This window comes from Paenibacillus sp. LS-5 (assembly GCF_056121505.1).
The window spans coordinates 703,752-724,867 of sequence record NZ_JBWAVA010000001.1 but is presented as its reverse complement, the minus strand read 5'-3'; the positions used below and the strand labels follow the sequence as shown (position 1 = coordinate 724,867).

The 21,116-nt window shown below is 48.9% G+C and carries 19 protein-coding genes; 16 read left to right on the top strand and 3 right to left on the bottom strand.

Annotated features, from left to right (window positions below):
* Nucleotides 1-5: 5 nt before the first annotated feature.
* A complete protein-coding gene (locus tag AC0MA3_RS03310; RefSeq protein ID WP_379151774.1) occupies nucleotides 6-803 on the bottom strand; it encodes a GNAT family N-acetyltransferase in 798 nt (265 codons plus the stop codon).
* A 329-nt stretch (nucleotides 804-1,132) separates the two neighbouring features.
* On the opposite strand from AC0MA3_RS03310, the gene mutS reads away from it, so the two are divergent.
* The 15 genes from mutS to AC0MA3_RS03235 all read left to right on the top strand — a co-directional run bounded on the left by mutS (nucleotide 1,133) and on the right by AC0MA3_RS03235 (nucleotide 19,313).
* On the top strand, nucleotides 1,133-3,970 hold the full coding sequence (mutS, locus tag AC0MA3_RS03305) for a DNA mismatch repair protein MutS (RefSeq protein WP_379151777.1): 2,838 nt from the start codon (nucleotides 1,133-1,135) through the stop codon (nucleotides 3,968-3,970).
* A gap of 84 nt (nucleotides 3,971-4,054) precedes the next feature.
* Entirely contained in the window at nucleotides 4,055-6,157 is a 2,103-nt protein-coding gene (gene mutL / locus AC0MA3_RS03300) for a DNA mismatch repair endonuclease MutL (RefSeq protein ID WP_379151781.1), read from the top strand.
* 43 nt (nucleotides 6,158-6,200) lie between these two features.
* The gene (locus AC0MA3_RS03295) at nucleotides 6,201-6,980 is read left to right on the top strand and encodes a class I SAM-dependent methyltransferase (protein WP_379151784.1); all 780 of its coding nucleotides are present in this window, start codon (nucleotides 6,201-6,203) and stop codon (nucleotides 6,978-6,980) included.
* Nucleotides 6,970-7,950: a tRNA (adenosine(37)-N6)-dimethylallyltransferase MiaA gene (gene miaA / locus AC0MA3_RS03290; protein WP_379151788.1), complete on the top strand. Its 981-nt coding sequence runs from the start codon at nucleotides 6,970-6,972 to the stop codon at nucleotides 7,948-7,950. The genes AC0MA3_RS03295 and miaA overlap by 11 nt, the downstream gene beginning before the upstream one ends.
* 19 nt (nucleotides 7,951-7,969) lie before the next feature.
* A complete protein-coding gene (gene hfq / locus AC0MA3_RS03285; RefSeq protein WP_025703341.1) occupies nucleotides 7,970-8,209 on the top strand; it encodes an RNA chaperone Hfq in 240 nt (79 codons plus the stop codon).
* Between the two features lie 140 nt (nucleotides 8,210-8,349).
* Complete coding sequence (locus AC0MA3_RS03280; RefSeq protein WP_379151793.1) at nucleotides 8,350-11,016, top strand: transglycosylase domain-containing protein; 2,667 nt, start codon at nucleotides 8,350-8,352, stop codon at nucleotides 11,014-11,016.
* Nucleotides 11,017-11,213: 197 nt separating this feature from the next.
* Nucleotides 11,214-11,768 carry a ribonuclease FAU-1 family protein gene (locus tag AC0MA3_RS03275; RefSeq protein WP_379151796.1) on the top strand — a complete coding sequence of 185 codons (555 nt, stop codon included), beginning with the start codon at nucleotides 11,214-11,216 and terminating at the stop codon, nucleotides 11,766-11,768.
* A gap of 2 nt (nucleotides 11,769-11,770) precedes the next feature.
* Nucleotides 11,771-12,430 (top strand): YdcF family protein, encoded by a 660-nt coding sequence (locus AC0MA3_RS03270; protein ID WP_379151799.1) that lies wholly within the window; start codon nucleotides 11,771-11,773, stop codon nucleotides 12,428-12,430.
* A 144-nt stretch (nucleotides 12,431-12,574) separates the two neighbouring features.
* Complete coding sequence (locus tag AC0MA3_RS03265) at nucleotides 12,575-13,546, top strand: AAA family ATPase (protein WP_379154098.1); 972 nt, start codon at nucleotides 12,575-12,577, stop codon at nucleotides 13,544-13,546.
* Between the two features lie 62 nt (nucleotides 13,547-13,608).
* Nucleotides 13,609-14,898, top strand: a complete 1,290-nt coding sequence (hflX, locus tag AC0MA3_RS03260) for a GTPase HflX (RefSeq protein ID WP_379151802.1) — start codon at nucleotides 13,609-13,611, stop codon at nucleotides 14,896-14,898.
* Nucleotides 14,899-15,099: 201 nt separating this feature from the next.
* The gene (locus tag AC0MA3_RS03255; RefSeq protein ID WP_474655142.1) at nucleotides 15,100-16,353 is read left to right on the top strand and encodes a methionine gamma-lyase family protein; all 1,254 of its coding nucleotides are present in this window, start codon (nucleotides 15,100-15,102) and stop codon (nucleotides 16,351-16,353) included.
* 133 nt (nucleotides 16,354-16,486) lie between these two features.
* Entirely contained in the window at nucleotides 16,487-16,702 is a 216-nt protein-coding gene (locus tag AC0MA3_RS03250) for a hypothetical protein (protein WP_379151808.1), read from the top strand.
* 294 nt (nucleotides 16,703-16,996) lie between these two features.
* Entirely contained in the window at nucleotides 16,997-17,407 is a 411-nt protein-coding gene (locus AC0MA3_RS03245; protein WP_019910684.1) for a MerR family transcriptional regulator, read from the top strand.
* Between the two features lie 30 nt (nucleotides 17,408-17,437).
* Nucleotides 17,438-18,766 carry a type I glutamate--ammonia ligase gene (gene glnA, locus AC0MA3_RS03240; protein ID WP_379151813.1) on the top strand — a complete coding sequence of 443 codons (1,329 nt, stop codon included), beginning with the start codon at nucleotides 17,438-17,440 and terminating at the stop codon, nucleotides 18,764-18,766.
* A gap of 163 nt (nucleotides 18,767-18,929) precedes the next feature.
* Nucleotides 18,930-19,313, top strand: coding sequence for a MerR family transcriptional regulator (locus AC0MA3_RS03235; protein WP_379151816.1), 384 nt, complete (start codon nucleotides 18,930-18,932; stop codon nucleotides 19,311-19,313).
* A gap of 83 nt (nucleotides 19,314-19,396) precedes the next feature.
* On the opposite strand, the gene AC0MA3_RS03230 is transcribed toward AC0MA3_RS03235, so the two are convergent.
* Entirely contained in the window at nucleotides 19,397-19,615 is a 219-nt protein-coding gene (locus AC0MA3_RS03230; RefSeq protein WP_379151819.1) for a hypothetical protein, read from the bottom strand.
* Between the two features lie 403 nt (nucleotides 19,616-20,018).
* Here AC0MA3_RS03230 and AC0MA3_RS03225 point away from each other — a divergent pair, with 403 nt between their 5' ends.
* Nucleotides 20,019-20,246 (top strand): hypothetical protein, encoded by a 228-nt coding sequence (locus AC0MA3_RS03225; RefSeq protein ID WP_074084564.1) that lies wholly within the window; start codon nucleotides 20,019-20,021, stop codon nucleotides 20,244-20,246.
* A 422-nt stretch (nucleotides 20,247-20,668) separates the two neighbouring features.
* Here AC0MA3_RS03225 and AC0MA3_RS03220 read toward each other — a convergent pair whose 3' ends face one another.
* On the bottom strand, nucleotides 20,669-21,043 hold the full coding sequence (locus AC0MA3_RS03220; RefSeq protein ID WP_379151823.1) for a hypothetical protein: 375 nt from the start codon (nucleotides 21,041-21,043) through the stop codon (nucleotides 20,669-20,671).
* Nucleotides 21,044-21,116 lie beyond the last annotated feature (73 nt).

The following is a 21,116-nucleotide window of genomic DNA, read 5'->3' as shown; positions in this document are numbered from 1 at the left end:
TTTCATCACATATATAACATCGTCCAGAAGCCGATATCCTGAAAACCCAGTTTGTGATAGATCAGACCAGCCTGAGGATTGTCGTAGAACAGGCAAGGCGTGATGCCTTCTGCCTTTATGTCTGTGCATAAGCGGGCCACCACCTGACTGGCCAATCCTTGTCCCCTGTATGCAGGATGGGTGGCAACAGCAACAATCATTGCTGACATGGAGCTTTCCGCTGAAGTGGAGGCCGTAGCAATTACCTGGCCATTCTGTTCGATATAATAGGTCCGGCCGGTTCCGGTCTCCAGTGTTTTTCGCAGGCTTCTACGCGAATCGTCCGTATTGCTCATGAATTCCTCAATTTGATCCGTAAGCGAACAGACAGCTTCCACATCGTCAACGGTAGCCTTTTTAATAACATGTGATGTTACTGTGGATGTATGTACTATGCTGTTCAGCTTGCGTAGCTCGGCAAACCTCATTTGTTTCTCTATCCGGAAGTTCAAATGCCCGGCAACTGCCGTAACCACCTTCGCAGAACCGGAGACCATCTCGAATTTCTTGCTCTCCTTCATCAGCGCCGCAAATCCTGCCGCATCAAAAGGGCCGTCCGCATAAGGCAGGAAACTGCCAAAAAACCTCAGCAATACGGCAATTAATTTGCCATCAGCTTCAGTGAACTCACCCCAGAGTTCCATGAAATCCTGTTCAAACCCGAAATTCTCCACATCCCCGATAATGTACAAATTTATTGCGGGATCCTTGCTTAACAGCGACATCAGCGCCCCACGGTCGGCCTCTTCCAGTCTACGGATCATTCTGTTTTCCTCCCTTGATCATCCTTTGGCATCCTTAACCCCTTACAAAGCCGAGTTGAGGTTTTACCAGATGGTTCCCGTCCATTTTTAGGATATAAGCTTATCAATTATAGTGATTTTACTGCATCAGCTCTCAAAAGCATACCATTTCAAAGCCTTGCTGCCCAAGGTCTACATTATAATCTCAGCATATTATAGTCTGCGGTGCAGATTTGCATTTCGGTATGGGGAACAGAGGCCATGGGTGCGGCGAACACGTACAGGATGACTTTGACAGGCAAGTTTCTGCTATAATGGAGAACAGTATGAAGCAGGTATGGAGGTTGACGATGGCAAATTATACGCCGATGATACAGCAGTATTTAAAAGTAAAGGAAGGGGCTAAGGATGCTTTCCTTTTCTTCCGTCTGGGCGATTTCTATGAAATGTTCTTTGAAGATGCCATACTGGCTTCCAAAGAGCTAGAGATTACGTTAACGGGCCGCGAGGGTGGGGGCGAAGATCGTATTCCTATGTGTGGAGTGCCATATCATGCCGCCGAGGGTTACATCCAGCGCCTGATTGAAAAAGGTTACAAGGTCGCCATCTGTGAGCAACTGGATGATCCGGCTGTAACCAAGGGGATGGTTCGGCGCGATATTGTCCGCGTGGTGACCCCGGGTACGGTGATGGACGGCAAGATCATCTCCGACAAAAATAACAATTACCTCGTCTGCGTGACTGAGGAGGACGGGATGATGGCGCTGGCGGCTTGTGATTTGACCACAGGTGAGCTATATGTGACTTCCGTGCTCGCAGGTGATGAATGGCTGCGTGATGAGATTGGTATCTATGAGCCGGCAGAGATTATCGGGGATGCAGCGCTGCTGGATATGCTGCGGAGCGAGGCCTCGCTGCTGGCCAAACCAGTAGTATATACACCTTGGGAGAAAAGAGAAGAAGGGCTGGCCCGCCGCCAGTTCGGCGAAGCCGCTTGGGTGCGTCTGGAGAAAGAGCGCGGACAGTGCCTAGCGCTGCTGATCTCTTATCTTAACGAAACTCAGCGGCGGTCTCTGGGCCAGCTGAGCCAGATTTCGCCTTACGAGCCGGGCAATTATATGATTCTCGATCCGTTTACCCGGCGCAATCTGGAACTGACTGAAACGGTACGTGAGCGTTCCAAAAAAGGCTCGCTGCTCTGGCTGCTCGACCGGACTGAAACTTCGATGGGTGGCCGTCTGCTACGCCGAAGAATAGATAAACCGCTTCTGCAGCGTGCCCCGATTGAACGCCGGCTAGAGGCTGTCGATTATTTGTACAACCAGTTCATCGTGCGCGAGGATCTGCGCGGAGCGCTGAAAGAGATCTATGATCTGGAACGATTGGTTGGCCGGATCGCCTTTGGCAGCGCCAACGGCCGGGATATGAATGCCCTGAAGCTGTCGCTCGAACAGATTCCGTCACTGAAGCAAATGTGCCTGGATTCCGGATCGGCAACTTTGCGTGAGATTGGCGCCTCTATGGATGAATGCGCAGAACTGCGCGAGGATATTGACAGGGCGATTGTTGAAGAAGCTCCAGTCTCGGTGCGTGATGGGGGAATTATCCGTGCCGGCTACCATGAACGTCTAGATGAATTGAAGGAAGCGAGCAGCAGCGGCAAACGCTGGATTGCAGAGCTGGAGGCCAAAGAACGCCAGGCCACGGGTATTAAATCCCTGAAGATCGGCTACAACAAAATCTTCGGATACTATATTGAAATTACCCGTTCCAATCTTTCTTCCTTGCCGGAAGGGCGCTATGAACGCAAGCAGACACTGGCTAACGCCGAGCGTTTCGTTACACCGGAACTGAAAGAGAAAGAGGCATTAATTCTGGAAGCCCAGGACAAGATGACGGATCTGGAATACAGCTTATTCATAGAACTGCGTGACCGGATTAGCGCGCAAATTCCCCGTCTCCAGGCTCTTGCCGAAAAGGTGGCCGAAATCGATGTCTACCAGTGCCTGGCCGCAGTCAGTGCCGAGCACCGTTTTGTGAAGCCGAAGCTATCGGATGGATATGATCTGCGGCTGGAAGGCGGACGACATCCGGTGGTGGAGGCAGTGCTGAAGGATGCGGCTTTTATTGCTAACGGCAGCACACTCAGCAAGGATGAAGGCAATATCCTGCTGATCACCGGCCCGAACATGGCAGGCAAAAGCACCTATATGCGCCAGGTTGCCCTGATTTGCATCCTCGCCCAGATTGGCTGTTTTGTGCCCGCTGGCAGCGCTGAGGTGCCGCTTATTGACCGCATCTTTACGCGGATCGGAGCAGCGGATGACCTGATTGGCGGCCAGAGTACCTTTATGGTGGAGATGGCTGATATTCAGGTGATGACAGAAAAGGCAACAGCACGCAGCCTGATCATCATCGACGAGCTGGGCCGGGGCACTTCGACCAGTGAAGGTATGGCCATTGCCCAGGCCGTTATCGAATATGTTCATGATACCATTGCCTGCAAGGCCTTGGTCTCGACGCATTTTCATGAGCTTGCCCATCTGGAGCAGAGCCTCGCCGGGCTCCGCAACTACTCCATGGCAGTACAGGAAAGCGGCGATAAAGTGAATTTCCTGCGCAAGCTCGTGCCGGGGGCGGCGGACAGCAGCTACGGGATTTATTGTGCACGGTTGGCAGGACTCCCGGAAGGTATTATAGACCGCGCCTATGGTCTACTTCAGAGCATTGAACAGGCTGCTCCTCCGGGAACTGTTTCGTTGAATTATGGCACGGGCTACATTGAACATACCGTGCAGGAAAATCAGGTCATGCCTTTGCAGCCGAATGCTGGAGGAGGTCCATCCATTGCTGGACAACCTTATTCCTCAGCGCATAGTGGTAGTGTTCATTTTGACGACAGCTCTATCGTGACTACGAATGCTGCGGCTCAGCTAGAAACGGCCGTCTCACTTGCTTCTTCTGCAGCGGAGGAGGACAATGAAGTTGTGCAGCTCTCTATTTTCGGTGAAGAAGAGCCTCGCAAGAATCGTAAAGGCAGTGCAGGAGCACCAGTAGTGAAAGAGAATCCGCTTCTTAGAGAGCTAATCACCGCTGTTCAGGGTGCTGACCTAATGAATATGACACCGCTGCAGGCGATGGGGTTGCTGAACGAGTTGAAGATCAAAGCTAAAGAGCTGACCCTTTAATTAGCCATACAGCTTCTTAACAGATGTCCAATATTTATACTGAATTACATTCATATATAAGCCTAATCGTGAGGTGAAAAGAACATGGCCAGAATTCATGTGCTTGACGAGCACATCGCCAACCAGATTGCTGCAGGAGAGGTGGTGGAGCGGCCTGCTTCGGTAGTTAAGGAGCTTGTAGAGAACGCCATTGATGCCGGAAGCACCCGCATTGAAGTGTCGGTGGAGGAGGGTGGACTGCAGAGCATCCGGGTAAAGGATAACGGCTCTGGGATTGATCCCGAGGATTGCGAGACTGCCTTCTACCGCCATGCGACAAGCAAGATTCTGAACGGCAGGGATTTGTTTCAAATTACCAGCCTGGGATTCCGCGGAGAAGCCTTGCCCAGTATCGCTTCTGTGTCCAAGCTGTCCTTGCTTACTTCAAGCAATGAGGATGGAAGAGGCAGAGCGCTCGACATCGAAGGCGGGAAGCTGATCCGGAATGAGGACGAGCCCTCCGGTAGGGGGAGCGACCTTGCGGTAAAGGAATTATTTTACAATACTCCGGCGAGACTGAAATATATGAAAAGCGTTCAGACCGAGCTGGGTCATATTTCCGATGCAATGTACCGTATGGCACTGGCGCATCCGTCTATCTCTTTCACTCTTCATCATAACGGCAATCAGCTGCTGCATACGCTTGGCAACGGAGATCTGCTGCAGGTCATTGCCGCGGTATACGGCACCTCCGCCGCCAAGGCAATGCTGCCGGTTGCTGCGGAGGACCCTGACTATCGGCTCTCAGGTTATGTAAGCCGGCCGGAATGGACTCGTTCCAACCGCAATGCAGTCACTACAATAGTAGGCGGGCGGTACATCCGCAGCAATGGGCTGAATGCTGCCATTATGCGGGCATATCATACACTTCTGCCGATCAACCGTTATCCGCTCTTGGTGCTGCAGCTTGATATGCATCCTTCACTGGTGGACGTCAACGTGCATCCTGCCAAGCTGGAGGTCCGGTTCAGTAAAGAAGTGGAGCTATATACTTTTGTTGAACAGGAAATTCGCAAGGTATTGCTCGGTCAGAGCCTGATTCCCCGGCCCGGCAAAGAAATGATCGGTTCCAAGGGCAGCAGCTCATTTATTCAAGAGCAATTCGCTTTCCCCAAGGGAGCTGTTCCTCCGCCGCCGGAAGGTTCCGGCAGCCGGAACGTTCAGGACACGGTTGATCCGGGCAGCGGGTTTGCTGCTGCCTCTGGTGCAGTAGAATCTGCCCAAGGGCAGCAGAATGGGTTGCCCACCCGTAATGAAGGAACCCGGAGCGGATTCCAGTCGCAGGCTCCCGGAATCCTTGGGAATAACGGCAGTAATGCTCCACTATTCGACGGGACAGCTGAAGGAGGGACGGGACGCTTTAGCAACCCCTCAGCACCTGGTTTCCAGACACGGGAAACGACATCAGCTTATCGTGGTGGCAGCGCTCCTCCATCCGTTACGCGAACGAATGATGGAAATGGCGGGAGTTATCGCCAGTTTCCGGCTTCGAATGCCCCGCGGGCTCAGATGCCTACTGCGGAAGAGCTTTATGCTCCTCCTTCCAGTGAGGATGCTGGACTTCCGCAGTTTCCAGAGCTGAATTATATCGGTCAGCATCATGGGACTTATATTATTGCCCAGAATGACAGCGGTCTGTATCTGATTGATCAGCATGCTGCCCATGAACGGGTGAATTACGAATATTATTATGAGAAATTTGGACGACCTGAAGACGCTTCGCAAGAGTTGCTGCTGCCGATTACACTGGAGTTTACCCCCTCTGAGAGCCGGCAGCTCAGCGAGCGGCTGCACTGGTTTCAGCAGGCGGGAGTATATCTTGAACATTTTGGCGGTCAGACCTTTCTAGTCCGGTCCCTGCCATACTGGTTCCCGGAAGGGGATGAGAAGGCAGTTATTGAAGAAATGGCGGAGTGGGTGCTGAGCGAGCGGACCATTGATCTGGCGAAGCTGCGTGAGAAGTCATCGATTCTGTGCTCCTGCAAGGCTTCTATCAAAGCTAACCAGAAGCTGACGGAGCATGAAGTGGAGTCGCTGCTCTCCCGCCTGGCCGCTTGCCGTCAGCCGTATACCTGCCCGCATGGGCGGCCCATCGTGGTATCCTTCTCCTCGTATGATCTGGAGAAGCTGTTCAAACGCGTGATGTAAAAGAAAGTTCTGAATTTTGTTATAAGCAGGAAACGGAGGCAACATGATTATAACCACGGGCTTCGACCCGATCCCGGATATTGAAATGCGGGCCAAGAGCCTGGCAGAGCGAACCGGAACGATCTATGTTCAAAGAGGCAAATGGTCCATGGCCAAGCTGGTGCAGCGTTATGGGGACGGAGAAATTCTGGTAGTCCTGCAGGAGGCCGTCCGATTGATTACTCCCGACATGCCGCCGATGGAATTCCATCCAAGCATGGGTTTCGTCCGCGCCAAACGGATTATTCGGGGGGAGCATGATCCGATGCTGGAAGCCGCTGGAATGGTGCCGGGAGACAGTGTGCTGGATTGTACCGCAGGACTGGGCAGTGATTCCCTGCTGTTTGCAGTGTACGGCGGAGAAGAATCTGTGGTAACGGCTCTGGAGAGCTCCCTGCCGCTGAGTGCACTGCTTCTCGAAGGCATGAGCCATTATATTTCGGGCCAGGAAAAAGTGAATGCTGCGCTGCGCCGCGTGCGCGTTGTGCATAGTGATCATTTAGCTTACTTGCGTGAACAACCGGACAACAGTATAGATATTGTCTATTTTGACCCGATGTTCCGTGTGCCGCTGACGGATTCAGCGGCGATTTCCCCTCTGCGCCAATTCGCGAATGCAGCAGCATTATCCCCGGAGAGTGTCGCCGAGGCCGTCAGAGTCGCCCGCAAAACGGTACTTTTGAAGGAAAAAGCCTTAAGCGGGGAATTTTCCCGGCTTGGGTTTACAGAGCTGCTTCGGGCCAGCGCCAAAACTTCGTACGGGGTGATATCCATTGACAACTGAGACAAAACGCAGGGTTCTGGTGCTGCTTGGCCCGACGGCAGTCGGCAAAACCCGGCTGAGCCTCGAATTGGCAGAGGCCTATAATGCTGAGATTATCTCTGGCGATTCGATGCAGGTCTACCGGGGGATGGACATCGGAACAGCCAAAATCAACCCTGAGGAAATGATGGGAATCCCCCATCATCTGATCGATATTCACGATCCGCAGGATTCTTATTCTGCTGCTGAATTTCAGGAACAGGGCGGGCGGCTGATCGAAGAGATCAGCCAAAAGGGAAAACTACCTTTCATAGTAGGCGGAACGGGCTTATACATTGAGTCCCTCTGCTATGGATTCCGTTTCTCGGAGGCGGTAGCAGATGAAGCTTTCCGCAGCGAGCAGGACGCCTTTGCAGAGGCCAATGGAGCTGAGGCACTGCATGCCCGTCTGGCCGCGGTAGATCCGGTTAGCGCAGCCAGACTGCACCCTAATGACCGCCGCCGGATCATCCGCGCACTGGAAATTCATCATCAGACAAAGGTCACATTGTCCGCATCCCATGCGGACCAAAAAAAGGAATCTCCCTATGAACTATGCCTCATCGGTTTGACAATGGACCGGAAAATACTATATAAACGTATTGAAGACCGAATTGATCAGATGCTGGCAGACGGGCTCGTCGCTGAGGTGAATGGACTGTTGCAACACGGCTACAGCAGAAGCCTGGTGTCCATGCAGGGGTTGGGCTACAAGGAAATTGCCGCTTACCTCGAAGGCGAGATGACGTTAGCCGAAGCAGTGACACTTCTTAAACGCGATACCCGCCGTTTCGCCAAAAGACAGTTGTCATGGTTTCGCCACATGAAGGAGATTCAGTGGATCGACGTCGATGAGAGCCAAAACTTTTCAGAGAATTTTGCCAAAATACGTGCTATAATAGCAGGAAAGTTTCTCGAAGGTCTTGAATATACTTCTGAACAATCTAATTGAACCATTGGGGGTACGTCATATGAACAAGTCCATTAACATCCAAGATACGTTCTTGAACCAACTGCGCAAAGAGAATATCCCTGCTACAGTATATTTGACCAACGGCTTTCAAATCCGGGGAATCATCAAAGCCTTCGACAACTTCACCATTGTCATCGACAGTGACGGACGCCAGCAGATGGTGTACAAGCACGCGATTTCCACCTTCACACCGCAGCGCAGCGTATCGCTCATGCAGGACAATGGAAGCGAAGAATAAGATTTTACAGTCTTAAAGCGAAACCTTTTTGTTTATAAATCGTTTTTAATAGTGAGTGCGAGAGAGCAACCTGTGAAGGTTGTTCTTTTCATTCGTGCACTCCATTACAGGAAAGTTCCGAGAGGGAGTCAGGAGGCAACATGTCCAGAGACGAGATATCAAGGACGAACCGCAATAGAGACAGAGGAGTACAGTCTTCGAACTCAAGTTCGAATTCTAATTCAAAAGGCAAGCCCAAGAAAAAAAAGAAGTTTCTAACTAAGAAGCGTGTGCTGTGGACGCTGTTTTTTGCCACGGCGCTGGCGATTTTTTGCGCTTTAGGCGGTTACCTGTTCATTATGTTGAACGGGCAAAAGCTGCTGGATGCGAACCAGGATAAACTGTCGGTCAACGAGACTACGAAGATATATGACCGTAACGCGAACCTGATCGGTGAGCTTGCGCTGGAAAAAAGCGAACCTGTTGAGTATGATGCGATTCCGAAGCTGCTGGTCAATGCTTTTGTTGCGACCGAGGACAGACGTTTCTTTGAACACAGCGGTGTTGATTTATGGTCGATCGGCCGTGCGGCAGTGAAGGATATTGCGGCGCGCAGTATGGTCGAAGGCGGAAGCACAATCACTCAGCAGCTGGCGAAGAACATATTCCTAACCCGGGACAAAACCTTTTTCCGTAAGGCAACCGAGGTTTCCATCGCCGTAGCACTGGAGAACAAATTCACCAAAGAAGAGATTATCACTAAATATCTCAACCGCATCAACTTTGGCGGCACGATTTACGGGATCAAAGCGGCATCCATCCGTTATTTTGGCCAGAGTGATCTCAATAAACTCAAAGTATGGCAGATCGCCACTCTCGCTGCAATGCCGAAAGGGCCTTCCCGCTACAACCCTCTTCGCAATCCTGAGCTCTCGAAGGAGCGGCGCGGTGTAGTACTCCAGCTGATGTACGATCAGGGTTATATCACCAAGGCGCAGATGGATGAGGCTAAAGTGGTGGATTACAACTATAAGCCGCCGGAAAGCAAACAGCGTTATCAGGCTTTTATTGATTATGCTATTGATGAAGCGGAAGAAAAGTTCGGGTTGACTGAAGATGATCTGAATATCGGCGGATACAAAATCTATACGACCATGGACGCACATGCCCAGGAGACGGTAGAAAAGGCTTTTGCCGACAGTGATAACTTCGAGAAGAGCGTCGACGATGAGCTGGTACAGGGTTCAATGACGATTATTAACCAGGAGAATGGCAGCATTGTGGCCCTGCTTGGCGGTCGGAACTATGAGAAAAAAGGTTACAGCCGTGTAGACGGCAGCCGTCGTTCTCCAGGTTCGTCCTTCAAGCCGCTGGTAGCTTATGCACCTGCGTTGGAATCCGGAAAGTTCACGAATGATTCCGTGCTCAGCAATGAGAAGCAGTGCTTCGGCAAATACTGCCCGAACAATCTGCACGGCTATTCCAAGACGATCAGCATGTCAGAGGCCTTGACGAAGTCTGAGAATATTCCAGCCGTATGGCTGCTGAATGAAATCGGTGTGAATACCGGCTTTCAGTTCGCTAAGAGCCTGGGGATTCATCTGAAGGATGAAGATAAAAACCTCTCGTTGGCACTCGGAGGGATGAGTGAAGGTACGAATACACTGGAGATGGCTCAGGCATACAGTGCCTTTGCTAACGGCGGTGAACTGCGTGAGGCTTATTCGATTAAATCGATTACGAATAGTGATGGAGACACCGTCTATAAAGCAAATACCAAGCCTGAACGGGTAATGAGCGAGAATACAGCCTACCAAATGACCGAAATGATGCAGAAGGTTGTAGAAGACGGGACGGGTAAAAAAGCCAGAATCAACCGTCCGGTAGCCGGCAAAACCGGTACCACTCAAAGCGGATACGAAGGTATCAGCTCGAACCGCGATGTGTGGTTTGTCGGATACACTCCGGAATGGACCGCTGCCGTGTGGATGGGTTATGACAAACCAAGCAAAACCCATCTACTGAAGAACAGCAGCCCGCTCGCAGCAGCATTCTGGGGCAAGGTAATGGAGGAAGCACTGGAGGGCGTACCTAAAAAGTCGTTCCCGCAGCCTGAAGGCGTACAGGAGGCGCAACCATCAGCCTCACCGGAAACGGCGCTGCCTGTGGCCGGCCTGAATGCAGCCTATGATGCATCAACAATGACGGTGAACCTGAGCTGGGAGCCTGCAGCGGTAGAAGGAGTGGAGTACCGGATCTACCGGCGTGAAACGTCAGAAACGGAATTCAGCTCGCTGCTCAACACTGTCTCGACCAGTGTCGGAGATATCAGTGCAATGCCTGGATTGACTTATGAATATTATGTCACGGCATATTATCCTGAACTCGATGTGGAGAGCGAACCTTCTGCTACAGTCACCGTAGAGGTTCAAGACGAACCGCCAACACAGGAGCCGGAAGCGACACTTGATCCGAATCTTCCTACAGATGGAACGGGTAATGGTGGTAATAACGGAAATGGCCAGCAAAATGGCAATCCGAATGGGAACAACGGGAATGGCAACAACGGGAATGGCCACGGAAATGGGAATGGAACAGGTGCTGGAGATAACCAGGGTAATGGTAACCCTGGCGGTAGTAATAATGGTGGAGGAGCACCATCCGATTCACCCCAAACGTCGCCCACACCGGCACCGGCTGCTACAGCTCCTACCGATCCAGCTGTAACCAATGGAACAGGAAGCGGAAGTGGCGGTACAGAAGGCGGTGCAGTTCCCTCGGCCGATCCCGCTGCAGGAACAGTGAATGATGGCAGTGTTACACAGTAGATTTTCTATAATTCTATAATGAAATGGTTCAACTGCCCCGTCGGCTGAGAGTCTTCCCTTTTAAGAGGAGACTTCGGCTGACGGGGTTTTGCTATGACTTTAATAAACAGTGTCTGCCGGAATTTACAAGGGATGTTTTGAGTGTAACTTGCAAATGTGTTAAGCTGAATACACCATTTCTTGAGAGGGTCATTCATATGAAACGTAAATTCGGAGACCGGGCCAACTGGCGCCGGATTACGCGCCGCCATTTTGCCTGCCGCTATGTGGAAAGCCGGGAATTCAGCGGATACATCACCCTGTATACGATCTATGGGCTGAAGGAACCATTGTGGAAGAGCTACGGCAGGCATACATACCGCATAGCAGACAAAGGGTACTCATGGCTGCAGTATTTTCCCAAAGACAGCCATTATATTGTGACGGCCATGTTCGACGACCGGCAAAACATAGTGCAGTGGTATATTGATACCTGCAAAGTGCAAGGAGTCACCGACCAGGGGGTGCCTTGGTTCGATGATCTATATTTGGATGTTGTGGTGCTGTGGAATGGAGAGGTGTTTCTGCTCGATGAAGATGAGCTGGAGGAAGCGCTGGAACGTGAGGACATTACAGACAGCGACTATAATTTGGCCTGGGCTACAGCGACCAGTATTCTTAACAGCATAGATGCTCATGCTTTTCCTTATTTCTCTCTCTCCTTGAAACATCGCGCCGAATTGTTCCATCACGGAGAATTCAGGAGGAAATAATAATGGAGTGGTATGTCTATCAAAGAGGTTCATCCCCGATCCGCAAAGTTTCCCGCAAAGGACAACGTTTCCGGCTGCGCCGGAATCTGTTAATCCTTTTGATTATTTGTGCAGTGGCCGGACTTCTATGGTGCGCGTCTGTGCTTGGACGGATTAATAGCGGAGTTACAACGAATCCGATGCAGGAAGCGGATGCGGGTATTATTCTCGGTATGTCTATGTGGGGAGATGAGCCGAGTCCCGGACTTAAGGAACGGCTTGACTATGGGCTGGGACTCTACCGGGAAGGCAAATTCACCCGATTTATCGTGTCCGGCGGACTGGACCAGGCAGACTATAAATATACCGAAGCCGAAGGCATGAAGAATTATCTGGTAGGCAAGGGTGTGCCTGAGACGGCTATTTTTATGGAGAACAAATCTACCAGTACTTATGAGAATCTCCAGTTCAGCCAAAGGGTGATGGAATCGGAAGGATTAAAGACAGCTATTATTATTACACATACATTTCATGGTCAGCGTGCATTTGAAATTGCCAAAGAGCTGAATTATACCCGCCCTGAACTGGGATTGACCGATTCAAAGGTCATGTCGATGTATAAATACAAAACACGCGAGATTCTGGCCTATACGAAATGGAAGATGCAGCAGCTTTTTTTGTGAAAGGGCAAAGCCCTGCGGACTTTAAGTAACGGTGTAGCCTAATTTGTCCGCAAGTTCCTGAAACTGCTAATAAGACCTCATGATCCGGAATAGACTTGAGATATGATATAGAAAAAGTCAGCCCTGGATAATGAGGTGAACAAGGTGAACGGACGCGTAGCTGCGGCAAGTGGACGGGAGGAAGGCAGACCGTCACGTCAAATCAATATTGTATTGCGGAATCAGGAAACATCAGCAGTAGCCCATACGGCTGCAGATAGTGCCGCGCAGATTGCTGTTCCCAAAAATAACGGACACAGTGAGTTGTTTCAGGAGCTTAGCCGGGAGCTGGACGCACTAGTAGGCCTGGATAATATCAAAGAGCTGGTGTTCGAGATATATGCACTGCTGCAGATCGCGCGTATGCGCAGTGAAGCAGGACTGGCCAGCGGGAGTCAGGCTTATCACATGGTATTCAAGGGCAACCCGGGAACGGGGAAGACTACAGTAGCCAGGATTGTTGCCAAGCTGTTTCAGCGGATGGGTGTTCTCAGCAAAGGTCATCTGATTGAAGTGGAACGCGCTGATCTTGTAGGTGAATATATCGGTCATACAGCCCAGAAGACAAGAGATCTGGTTAAAAAGGCTCTCGGAGGCATTCTTTTTATTGATGAAGCATACAGTCTTGCCCGTGGCGGAGATAAGGATTTTGGCAAAGAAGCAATCGATACCCTGGTGAAATCCATGGAAGATCACCGGAGTCAATTTGTATTAATCCTGGCCGGGTATTCCAGTGAGATTGATTATTTTTTAATGAGTAATCCCGGACTTCCCTCCAGATTTCCTATTCAGGTTGAATTTCCGGACTACACTATAGACCAATTGCTGCAGATTGCTGAACTGATGTCCAAAGAGCGCGATTATATTCTGATGCCCCAGGCCATACTCAAATTAAAGCAGCATCTGCTGCTGGAGAAGACGGAGAGTCTCCATGCCTTCAGCAATGCACGTTATGTACGCAATTCTATTGAAAAGGCGGTACGTGCCCAGGCGGTACGGCTGCTGAATCAATATGAGAGCAACAGCCCTGGGAAGCAGGAACTGATGACACTCCGCATCGAAGATTTCAAATTGTAGGGACAATATTCACCACGGATGATACACAACTGATGTGTACAACGACAAGGAGCATGACATTCATGGCAATCACCACCCACGATACAGAAACAGAAGTACAGGACCGGGCTATTTTGGTGAGTCTGGTTACGGACAAAATCAAGCGTACAGGCATTGACCCTGAGCTATCTCTGCAGGAACTGGTTCAGTTGGCGGAGACTGCCGGAGTTCAGGTGCTCGATGTGCTGCGCCAGAACAAAGAGACTCCCGATTCCAAATGGTTTATCGGCAAGGGTAAGGTAGAAGAGCTGCGGATGGCTGCGGACGGTCTCGGAGCTAACACAGCTATCTTTGACCAAGAGCTTTCCGGAGCACAGGTACGTAACCTTGAGGAGGCCCTGGACCTCAAAATCATTGACCGGACCCAATTGATTCTGGATATTTTTGCCGGCCGGGCCAAAACGCGTGAGGGCATCATTCAGGTAGAGCTGGCACAGCTCTCGTATTTGCTTCCGCGTTTATCCGGCCATGGTAAGAATCTGTCCAGGCTTGGCGGAGGAATTGGAACCAGGGGTCCAGGGGAAAGCAAGCTGGAGACGGACCGCCGTCATATCCGCGACCGGATCACAGAACTGAAACGTCAGCTGGACGAGGTCGTCAAGACTCGTGAATTACACCGTGAACGGCGCCGCAAAAGTGGTGCTGTCCAGGTTGCGCTGGTGGGTTATACCAATGCAGGGAAGTCTACACTCTTGAAGCAGCTTACAGATGCGGATGTTTACATCGAGAATCAGCTGTTCGCTACTCTCGACCCCACCTCGCGAGTACTGCAGCTGCCTGCAGGCAAAGATGTAGTCCTGACAGACACCGTAGGGTTCATTCAGAATTTGCCTCATGATTTGGTGGCATCCTTCCGTGCAACTCTTGAGGAAGTCAATGAAGCCAATCTGGTCCTACATGTGGTAGACGCGTCTTCACCTATGAGAGAAGAGCAGATGGATGTCGTTCAGTCTATTCTGCAGGATCTTGGTGCTGCCGGGAAACCGCAAATTGTTCTCTTTAACAAAAGTGATATTTGTCAGCCCGAACAACTGCAAATGCTGCCTACGGGTCCTGGCTATCTGAAGATCAGCGCCTTTAACCCGGAAGATCTGACGCGCATCACAGAAGTAATAGCCGATGAGCTGGCGGGTGATACGTTGACCTTCCGCATTCCCGGAGACCGTGGAGACCTTTCATCGCTTCTCTACCGTGTAGGAGAGGTTCTTGAACAAAGTTATGAAGAAAATGATGTATTGTATAACGTGCGTCTTAATAAAGAGGATTACGAAAAATGGAGCTACAAGCTGGCTGAGTATGTTGCTCAGGACTAGAGCAGGCTCATATTTTCCTGAATTCTTACAAGAAGAAGCGGTGGTTCTTCACCGTTTCTTCTTGCTGATCTGATTTTATGTTTGAAGGATGAACCATTGGTAGAAATAGACTGTGAACCTTATGTCATGAAAACAAGGATGAACGACATATTCCTGTCTCCTCATGGCAAGTAGATGTAATATAAGGAGAGAAATAGTGAAATGGCAGTATTTGCAGAGGATATAATTCAGGCGGCAGAAGCCGCTGAGCACGAGATTGAAAGTGCAGTGAGGTCACTAGATCAGATAGTGGATCATAATCAGTGGAAGGTGATTGAAGCTTTTCAGCGCCAGCAGGTGAGTGACTTTCATTTTGCGGGTTCTACCGGATATGCCTATAACGACCGGGGGAGAGAGGTACTGGATTTGGTCTATGCCGAAGTGTTCGGAGCTGAGGCGGCGTTAGTGCGTCCTCATTTCGCTTCAGGCACACATACCATCTCAACTGCACTTTTTGGTGTGCTGCGACCCGGAGATGAACTGCTGTACATTACAGGACGCCCCTATGATACATTGCACAAGGTAGTCGGCAAACCTGGAGACGGGACGGGTTCACTGGCGGATTTCGGAATCAGCTACCGCGAAACCGCATTAACAGCTGAAGGTGAAATCGATTGGGAAGAAGTGAAAATGGCTATCAATGAGAAGACCAAGGTCATTGGTATCCAGCGTTCGCGTGGTTATGACTGGCGTTCTTCATTCACAGTGGCTGAAATAGGCGAAATGGTGAAACTGGTCAAATCGCTCAAAACTGATGTGATTGTATTTGTAGATAACTGCTACGGCGAATTTACGGAAAAGCTCGAGCCGCCACAGGTGGGGGCTGATCTTGTAGCGGGTTCGCTCATTAAGAATCCCGGTGGCGGAATTGCCGAGACCGGCGGTTACATCTGCGGCCGTCAAGATCTTGTGGAGCTGGCAGCATACCGTTTGACTGCGCCGGGTATAGGCGGAGAAGTAGGGGCCATGCTGGGCACGACGCGCGGACTGTATCAGGGACTGTTTATGGCGCCTCATACGGTTGGTCAGGCTGTGAAAGGTAGTATCTTTGCTGCTGCCGTGTTTCAACGTTGCGGCTTTACTACCAAGCCAGCCTGGAATGAGCCGCGCACGGACCTGATCCAGGCGGTGGCGTTTGATGGCCCTGAACATTTGATTGCTTTCGTCCAGGGCATTCAGCGTGCTGCGGCTGTGGACAGCCATGTGGTTCCAGAGCCTTGGGATATGCCTGGGTATGAGCATCCTGTCATCATGGCGGCAGGTACCTTCATACAGGGTGGCAGCTTGGAGTTATCTGCTGACGCTCCCATTCGGGCTCCGTATATCGGATACATGCAAGGTGGATTAACGTATTCTCATGTGAAATATGGAGTTATGATGGCGCTGCAGAGTATGAGAGATCGTAAATTACTGTAAATTTTTCTATAATTTAATTTACATATTCCTCCAAGTATTATATGCTTGACTCATTGTTCGGCAGAAATGCGCAATCCCTGCTTCAATTGAAGCAGGGATTCTCATTGAATACATAAGGAAGAAGGGGTATGGAATGGTAACCCAGCAACCTGGCTTTTTTTATGCAGGCGGATTGAGTGGACTGTTTTTTTTATTTTGGCTGGTTTGCGTTGGACTTGGAATTTATGCGTTTGTTCTGTTTGTGAAGCTGGCCCGTAGAGGTATTACGGCCCTGGACTTATACAACTATGCAAAGAACCGTGAAATCCGGGAACGTTATGAGTCGGTGCCTAAAGACGATCAGTTATAAGTTCTTCCTAATCAATTTATATTTCCTCAGTTTGTGACATGCGCAGTTCTATAGTATAGCTCATCCGCTTATGCTGATGAGTTTTTTTGTGTGGCACAGTAATCAGTCTTTTGCTTGTCAATTGATCTCTGTGATATACTTCGGAGGTCATGTTATGTTTTAGCTGACACTCACTTCACTTGATTTCTACAGGTTATATAAAATGTTGTGAGAATATCTTACACACCATTGACACGCCAAATAAGGAAATGTACAATGAGATGAGAAAAAGATCATTGGAAGGTTGGATGAGTCATGGGTGATGAAATCCGCAGAAATATGGCATTATTTCCTATAGGAATCGTAATGAAGCTAACCGATTTATCTGCAAGACAAATTCGTTATTATGAGCAGCACAGCCTGATCGTGCCCGCGCGCACATCCGGCAATCAGCGGTTGTTCTCATTCAATGATGTAGAACGCCTGTTGGAGATCAAGGCATTGATTGAGAAAGGGGTAAACATTGCCGGTATCAAGCAGGTGATGAACCCTGTATCGAAGGAATCGGAAGAGGCTACTGTCATTACCCCTGACACTGAGGTTAGACGTAGAGAATTATCTGATTCACAGCTGCACCGTTTATTGAAGCAGGAACTGGTTTCCGGTAAAAGACCGGGACAAGTATCTCTTATTCAAGGCGAGCTATCCCGGTTTTTTAATAAATAATACAAAGAGACGTGAAAGGGAGAGGGTAAAGTGAGCTTCTCAAAAGAAGATATCCTTCGTATCGCAAATGAGCAAAATGTCCGTTTCATCCGCCTGCAGTTTACCGACCTGCTCGGTACTATCAAGAATGTAGAAATTCCTGTTAGCCAGTTGGAAAAAGCCCTAGACAACAAAATGATGTTCGATGGTTCTTCCATTGAAGGTTATGTACGTATCGAGGAATCTGACATGTACCTCTTCCCAGACCTCAGCACCTGGGTTATCTTCCCTTGGTTTACTGAAAACCGGGTTGCACGTATGATTTGTGATGTGTACATGCCTGATGGAACACCTTTTGCCGGAGACCCGCGCGGTATTCTCAAACGCTGCCTTAAGGAAGCCGAAGAGATGGGCTTTACGGCGATGAATGTAGGACCGGAACCGGAGTTCTTCCTGTTCAGAACCGACGAGAAGGGTAATCCGACAACAGAATTAAACGATCAGGGTGGATATTTCGATTTGGCGCCGATGGATCTTGGGGAGAACTGCCGCCGCGAAATCGTATTGACGCTGGAAGAAATGGGTTTTGAAATTGAAGCTTCCCACCATGAAGTAGCTTACGGTCAGCATGAGATTGATTTCAAATATGCGGATGCCATTAAGGCTGCCGACCAAATTCAAACCTTTAAGCTCGTCGTAAAGACAATTGCACGTCAGCACGGCCTGCATGCTACTTTTATGCCTAAACCTCTTTTTGGTATGAATGGATCCGGAATGCATGCTCACCAGTCCCTGTTCAAGGGCAGTGAAAATATGTTCTACGATGAGAGTGACACTCTTGGACTAAGCAAAACTGCCCGTTATTACATGGCAGGTATCTTGAAGCATGCACGTGCTTTTGCAGCCATTACGAACCCGACAGTGAATTCTTACAAACGTCTTGTACCTGGTTATGAAGCACCTTGCTATGTAGCTTGGTCTGCCAGCAACCGTAGTCCAATGATCCGTATCCCGGCTTCCAGAGGACTTAGTACACGTATTGAAGTTCGTAACCCGGACCCTGCAGCTAACCCTTATCTGGCACTTGCTGTAATGTTAAAGGCAGGTCTTGACGGTATCAAGCGTCAGTTGGAGCTACCTGCTCCTATCGACCGCAACATTTATGTAATGTCTGAGGAAGAGCGTATTGAAGAAGGAATTCCTAGTCTTCCGTCAGACCTGAAGGAAGCACTTAGCGAATTGATCCGTAGTCACGTTATCACTGAAGCCCTTGGTGAGCATGCACTGGCTCATTTCTACGAGCTGAAAGAGATCGAATGGGATATTTACCGGACACAGGTTCACGAATGGGAAAGAGATCAGTACATGACTCTTTACTAAGATGTAGTTGCCCTTGACGCCTTTGGCGTTGAGGGCTTTTTTGCTGTGGAAAATGATTGTGATTTATCATAGTAGCCTGCTTCAGAATATGTTATGTAATGTATAGATCTGAACATCCCCACGCCAAGTCCCCACTGCGTGGAGTCTTTTTAAGGAGATACTCATGAAAATCCATGTGTTGGTTCAAAAGACAGGACTTACTGCTCCAACCATTCGCTATTATGAGAAGGAGGGAATTCTGGATCGCCGCTATGTGCATCGGGGAGTTAACAATTACCGGGATTATGAAGAAGATATAGTAGGGGAATTACTAATGGTCAAAATGCTTCAAGCAGCCGGATTCACATTAGCGGAGCTTAAGGAGCTGAACCAGGCTGTTGGGGGAGAAAGCTTGCGCGTGAACCGTAAAATAGCGTTCCTCCGACACAAAATGAAAGAAATCGAACGTAAAAGGAGAGAACTGGAGCAAGTACAGTCCCTCCTTGAAGATAGGTTGGCTACCAAAATTTCATTACTTGAGACTTTAAACAATAGAGGTGCGGAGTGAATAATACTTTTTCTTATTGGCGGCATTTGGTCAGTCACTGTGGAAAAAGTAAAGCCCCGATTGCCGGGGCCGTTCATTTGAAATCAGGATTTAGCATATTTAATGATTTCATCAGGAATCTCTGTTTCGCCTAGGATTGATTCGACTGCCTTCCAAGCTTCAGCGAACTGCTTACCAGTATAATTGGTGCGGCTGCTTCCCGGGTTTGAGAGTGACATATCAAAAACGATATACTCACCTTCCTCCTCAATCACCCTAAAGCTGACGGCACGGTCCTTTTTTTGAATTCGTATTTCTTCCAAAGTGCATTCTCCTTATCATCCAGTCTGGGAACAAACTAACTTAGTCTTATCAAATCTAGGGAAGAAAGGCAAGTCAAGTCATGAAATTGACATGCAAATCCAGGAAAAGCAACTTCCCATTAAAAATTATTAAAAATGAATAATACTGTTATTTTAATAAATTAAGCTCGCTAAAAAACGTTTACATATTGTTCCATGTGGCTGTATACTACCTATAGAATGAAATTTACACCCTTGCTCTGATTAATGGACACATAAGCGTGGTATTTAAGTAGGTAACTACTATTAGTATTCTAGTGAACTACTTGCCTCAAGGAGTATTGCTGAATTTTGATTTTTACATAATGTGTTTGAAAACATGTGATTTATGAGAATAAGAATCAGGAGACAAGGAGGAGCTGTTTTGAAATCAACATATAAAGTTCTGACGAGTGATGCCGATTTGTTCGCGGCAGCTCTCGCTCAAGTTAAAGTATACGTCGTCCAATTGATTGAGGGCAAACCCCATGTCATTGCAGATTATGCCGGACCTGTGCAAAGATGGACGCCTGAAGATGTACTTGTAGCAGGGATGTGTTACAGCCGGGAAGGATTTGAGTTCAGGGTCCGTGTACCGAAGAAGCAAGAATAGTCTAATAGAATTAGGACGTTTGCGGACTTACATAATGGATTTTGGCGGGCGGCAAACACATTAATCCGGCGAATGTTATATCCATTAAGATTAAGGAAGTTTAAACAGACTGTATGAGCTGCTGAATAGCGGCTCTTTTGCTGTTGCTGTGGATTGTGTCGACAGAACGCGAAAGATATCTTACTATAACGGACGGTTAATGATGGATGAAGGATAATGGAAGCCTGTAGGATTACTGAGGCAGCAGGAAACTGGCGGAGCAGGTATCAATTCTTGCGGGGCTGAAGACTAATTAAGAGATGAACCCGGATATGAGCAAGTCTGTGGTAAGGCACAATGCTCCCGGGTTTTGAAAGTTATAAGAAAGGTCGCCGGGAGGACATTAGCCGATTACTGCTTCTATATGTAGTTATACGCAGGTTTTACATGAAGTTGAAGGACGTTATTTGCTCAGCATAGACAATCAGCTGTTTATATTCAATTTCAGTAGCGAAGTTGGCGAATGGCCGTACAACGACATTATCCAAAACTACGAAATTGTAATTGAAAGTCTTTTCAGGATGTTCTGCACCTAAGTAGGAGATGTATTCATCAACAATGACATCATCCATCAATGATTTGAGATTAAATACATCCTCATTGCTGTTAGTCGTTGCTACATTACCTTGGATGCTGCCGAAGGCTGTAAGGATATTAACCTTGCGTTCCCCATGATTATTGTTGAGTAGAAGATTGGAGAGCTTACCTAATGCATCGACTTTAAAATCGACATGTGTTCTAATTTTGGATTGATTCAAACCAGACACTTCCTTTCAAGATTTAATTTGCCAATATACAGGTTTCGACATATTAACTCAGAATTCCTGTTAA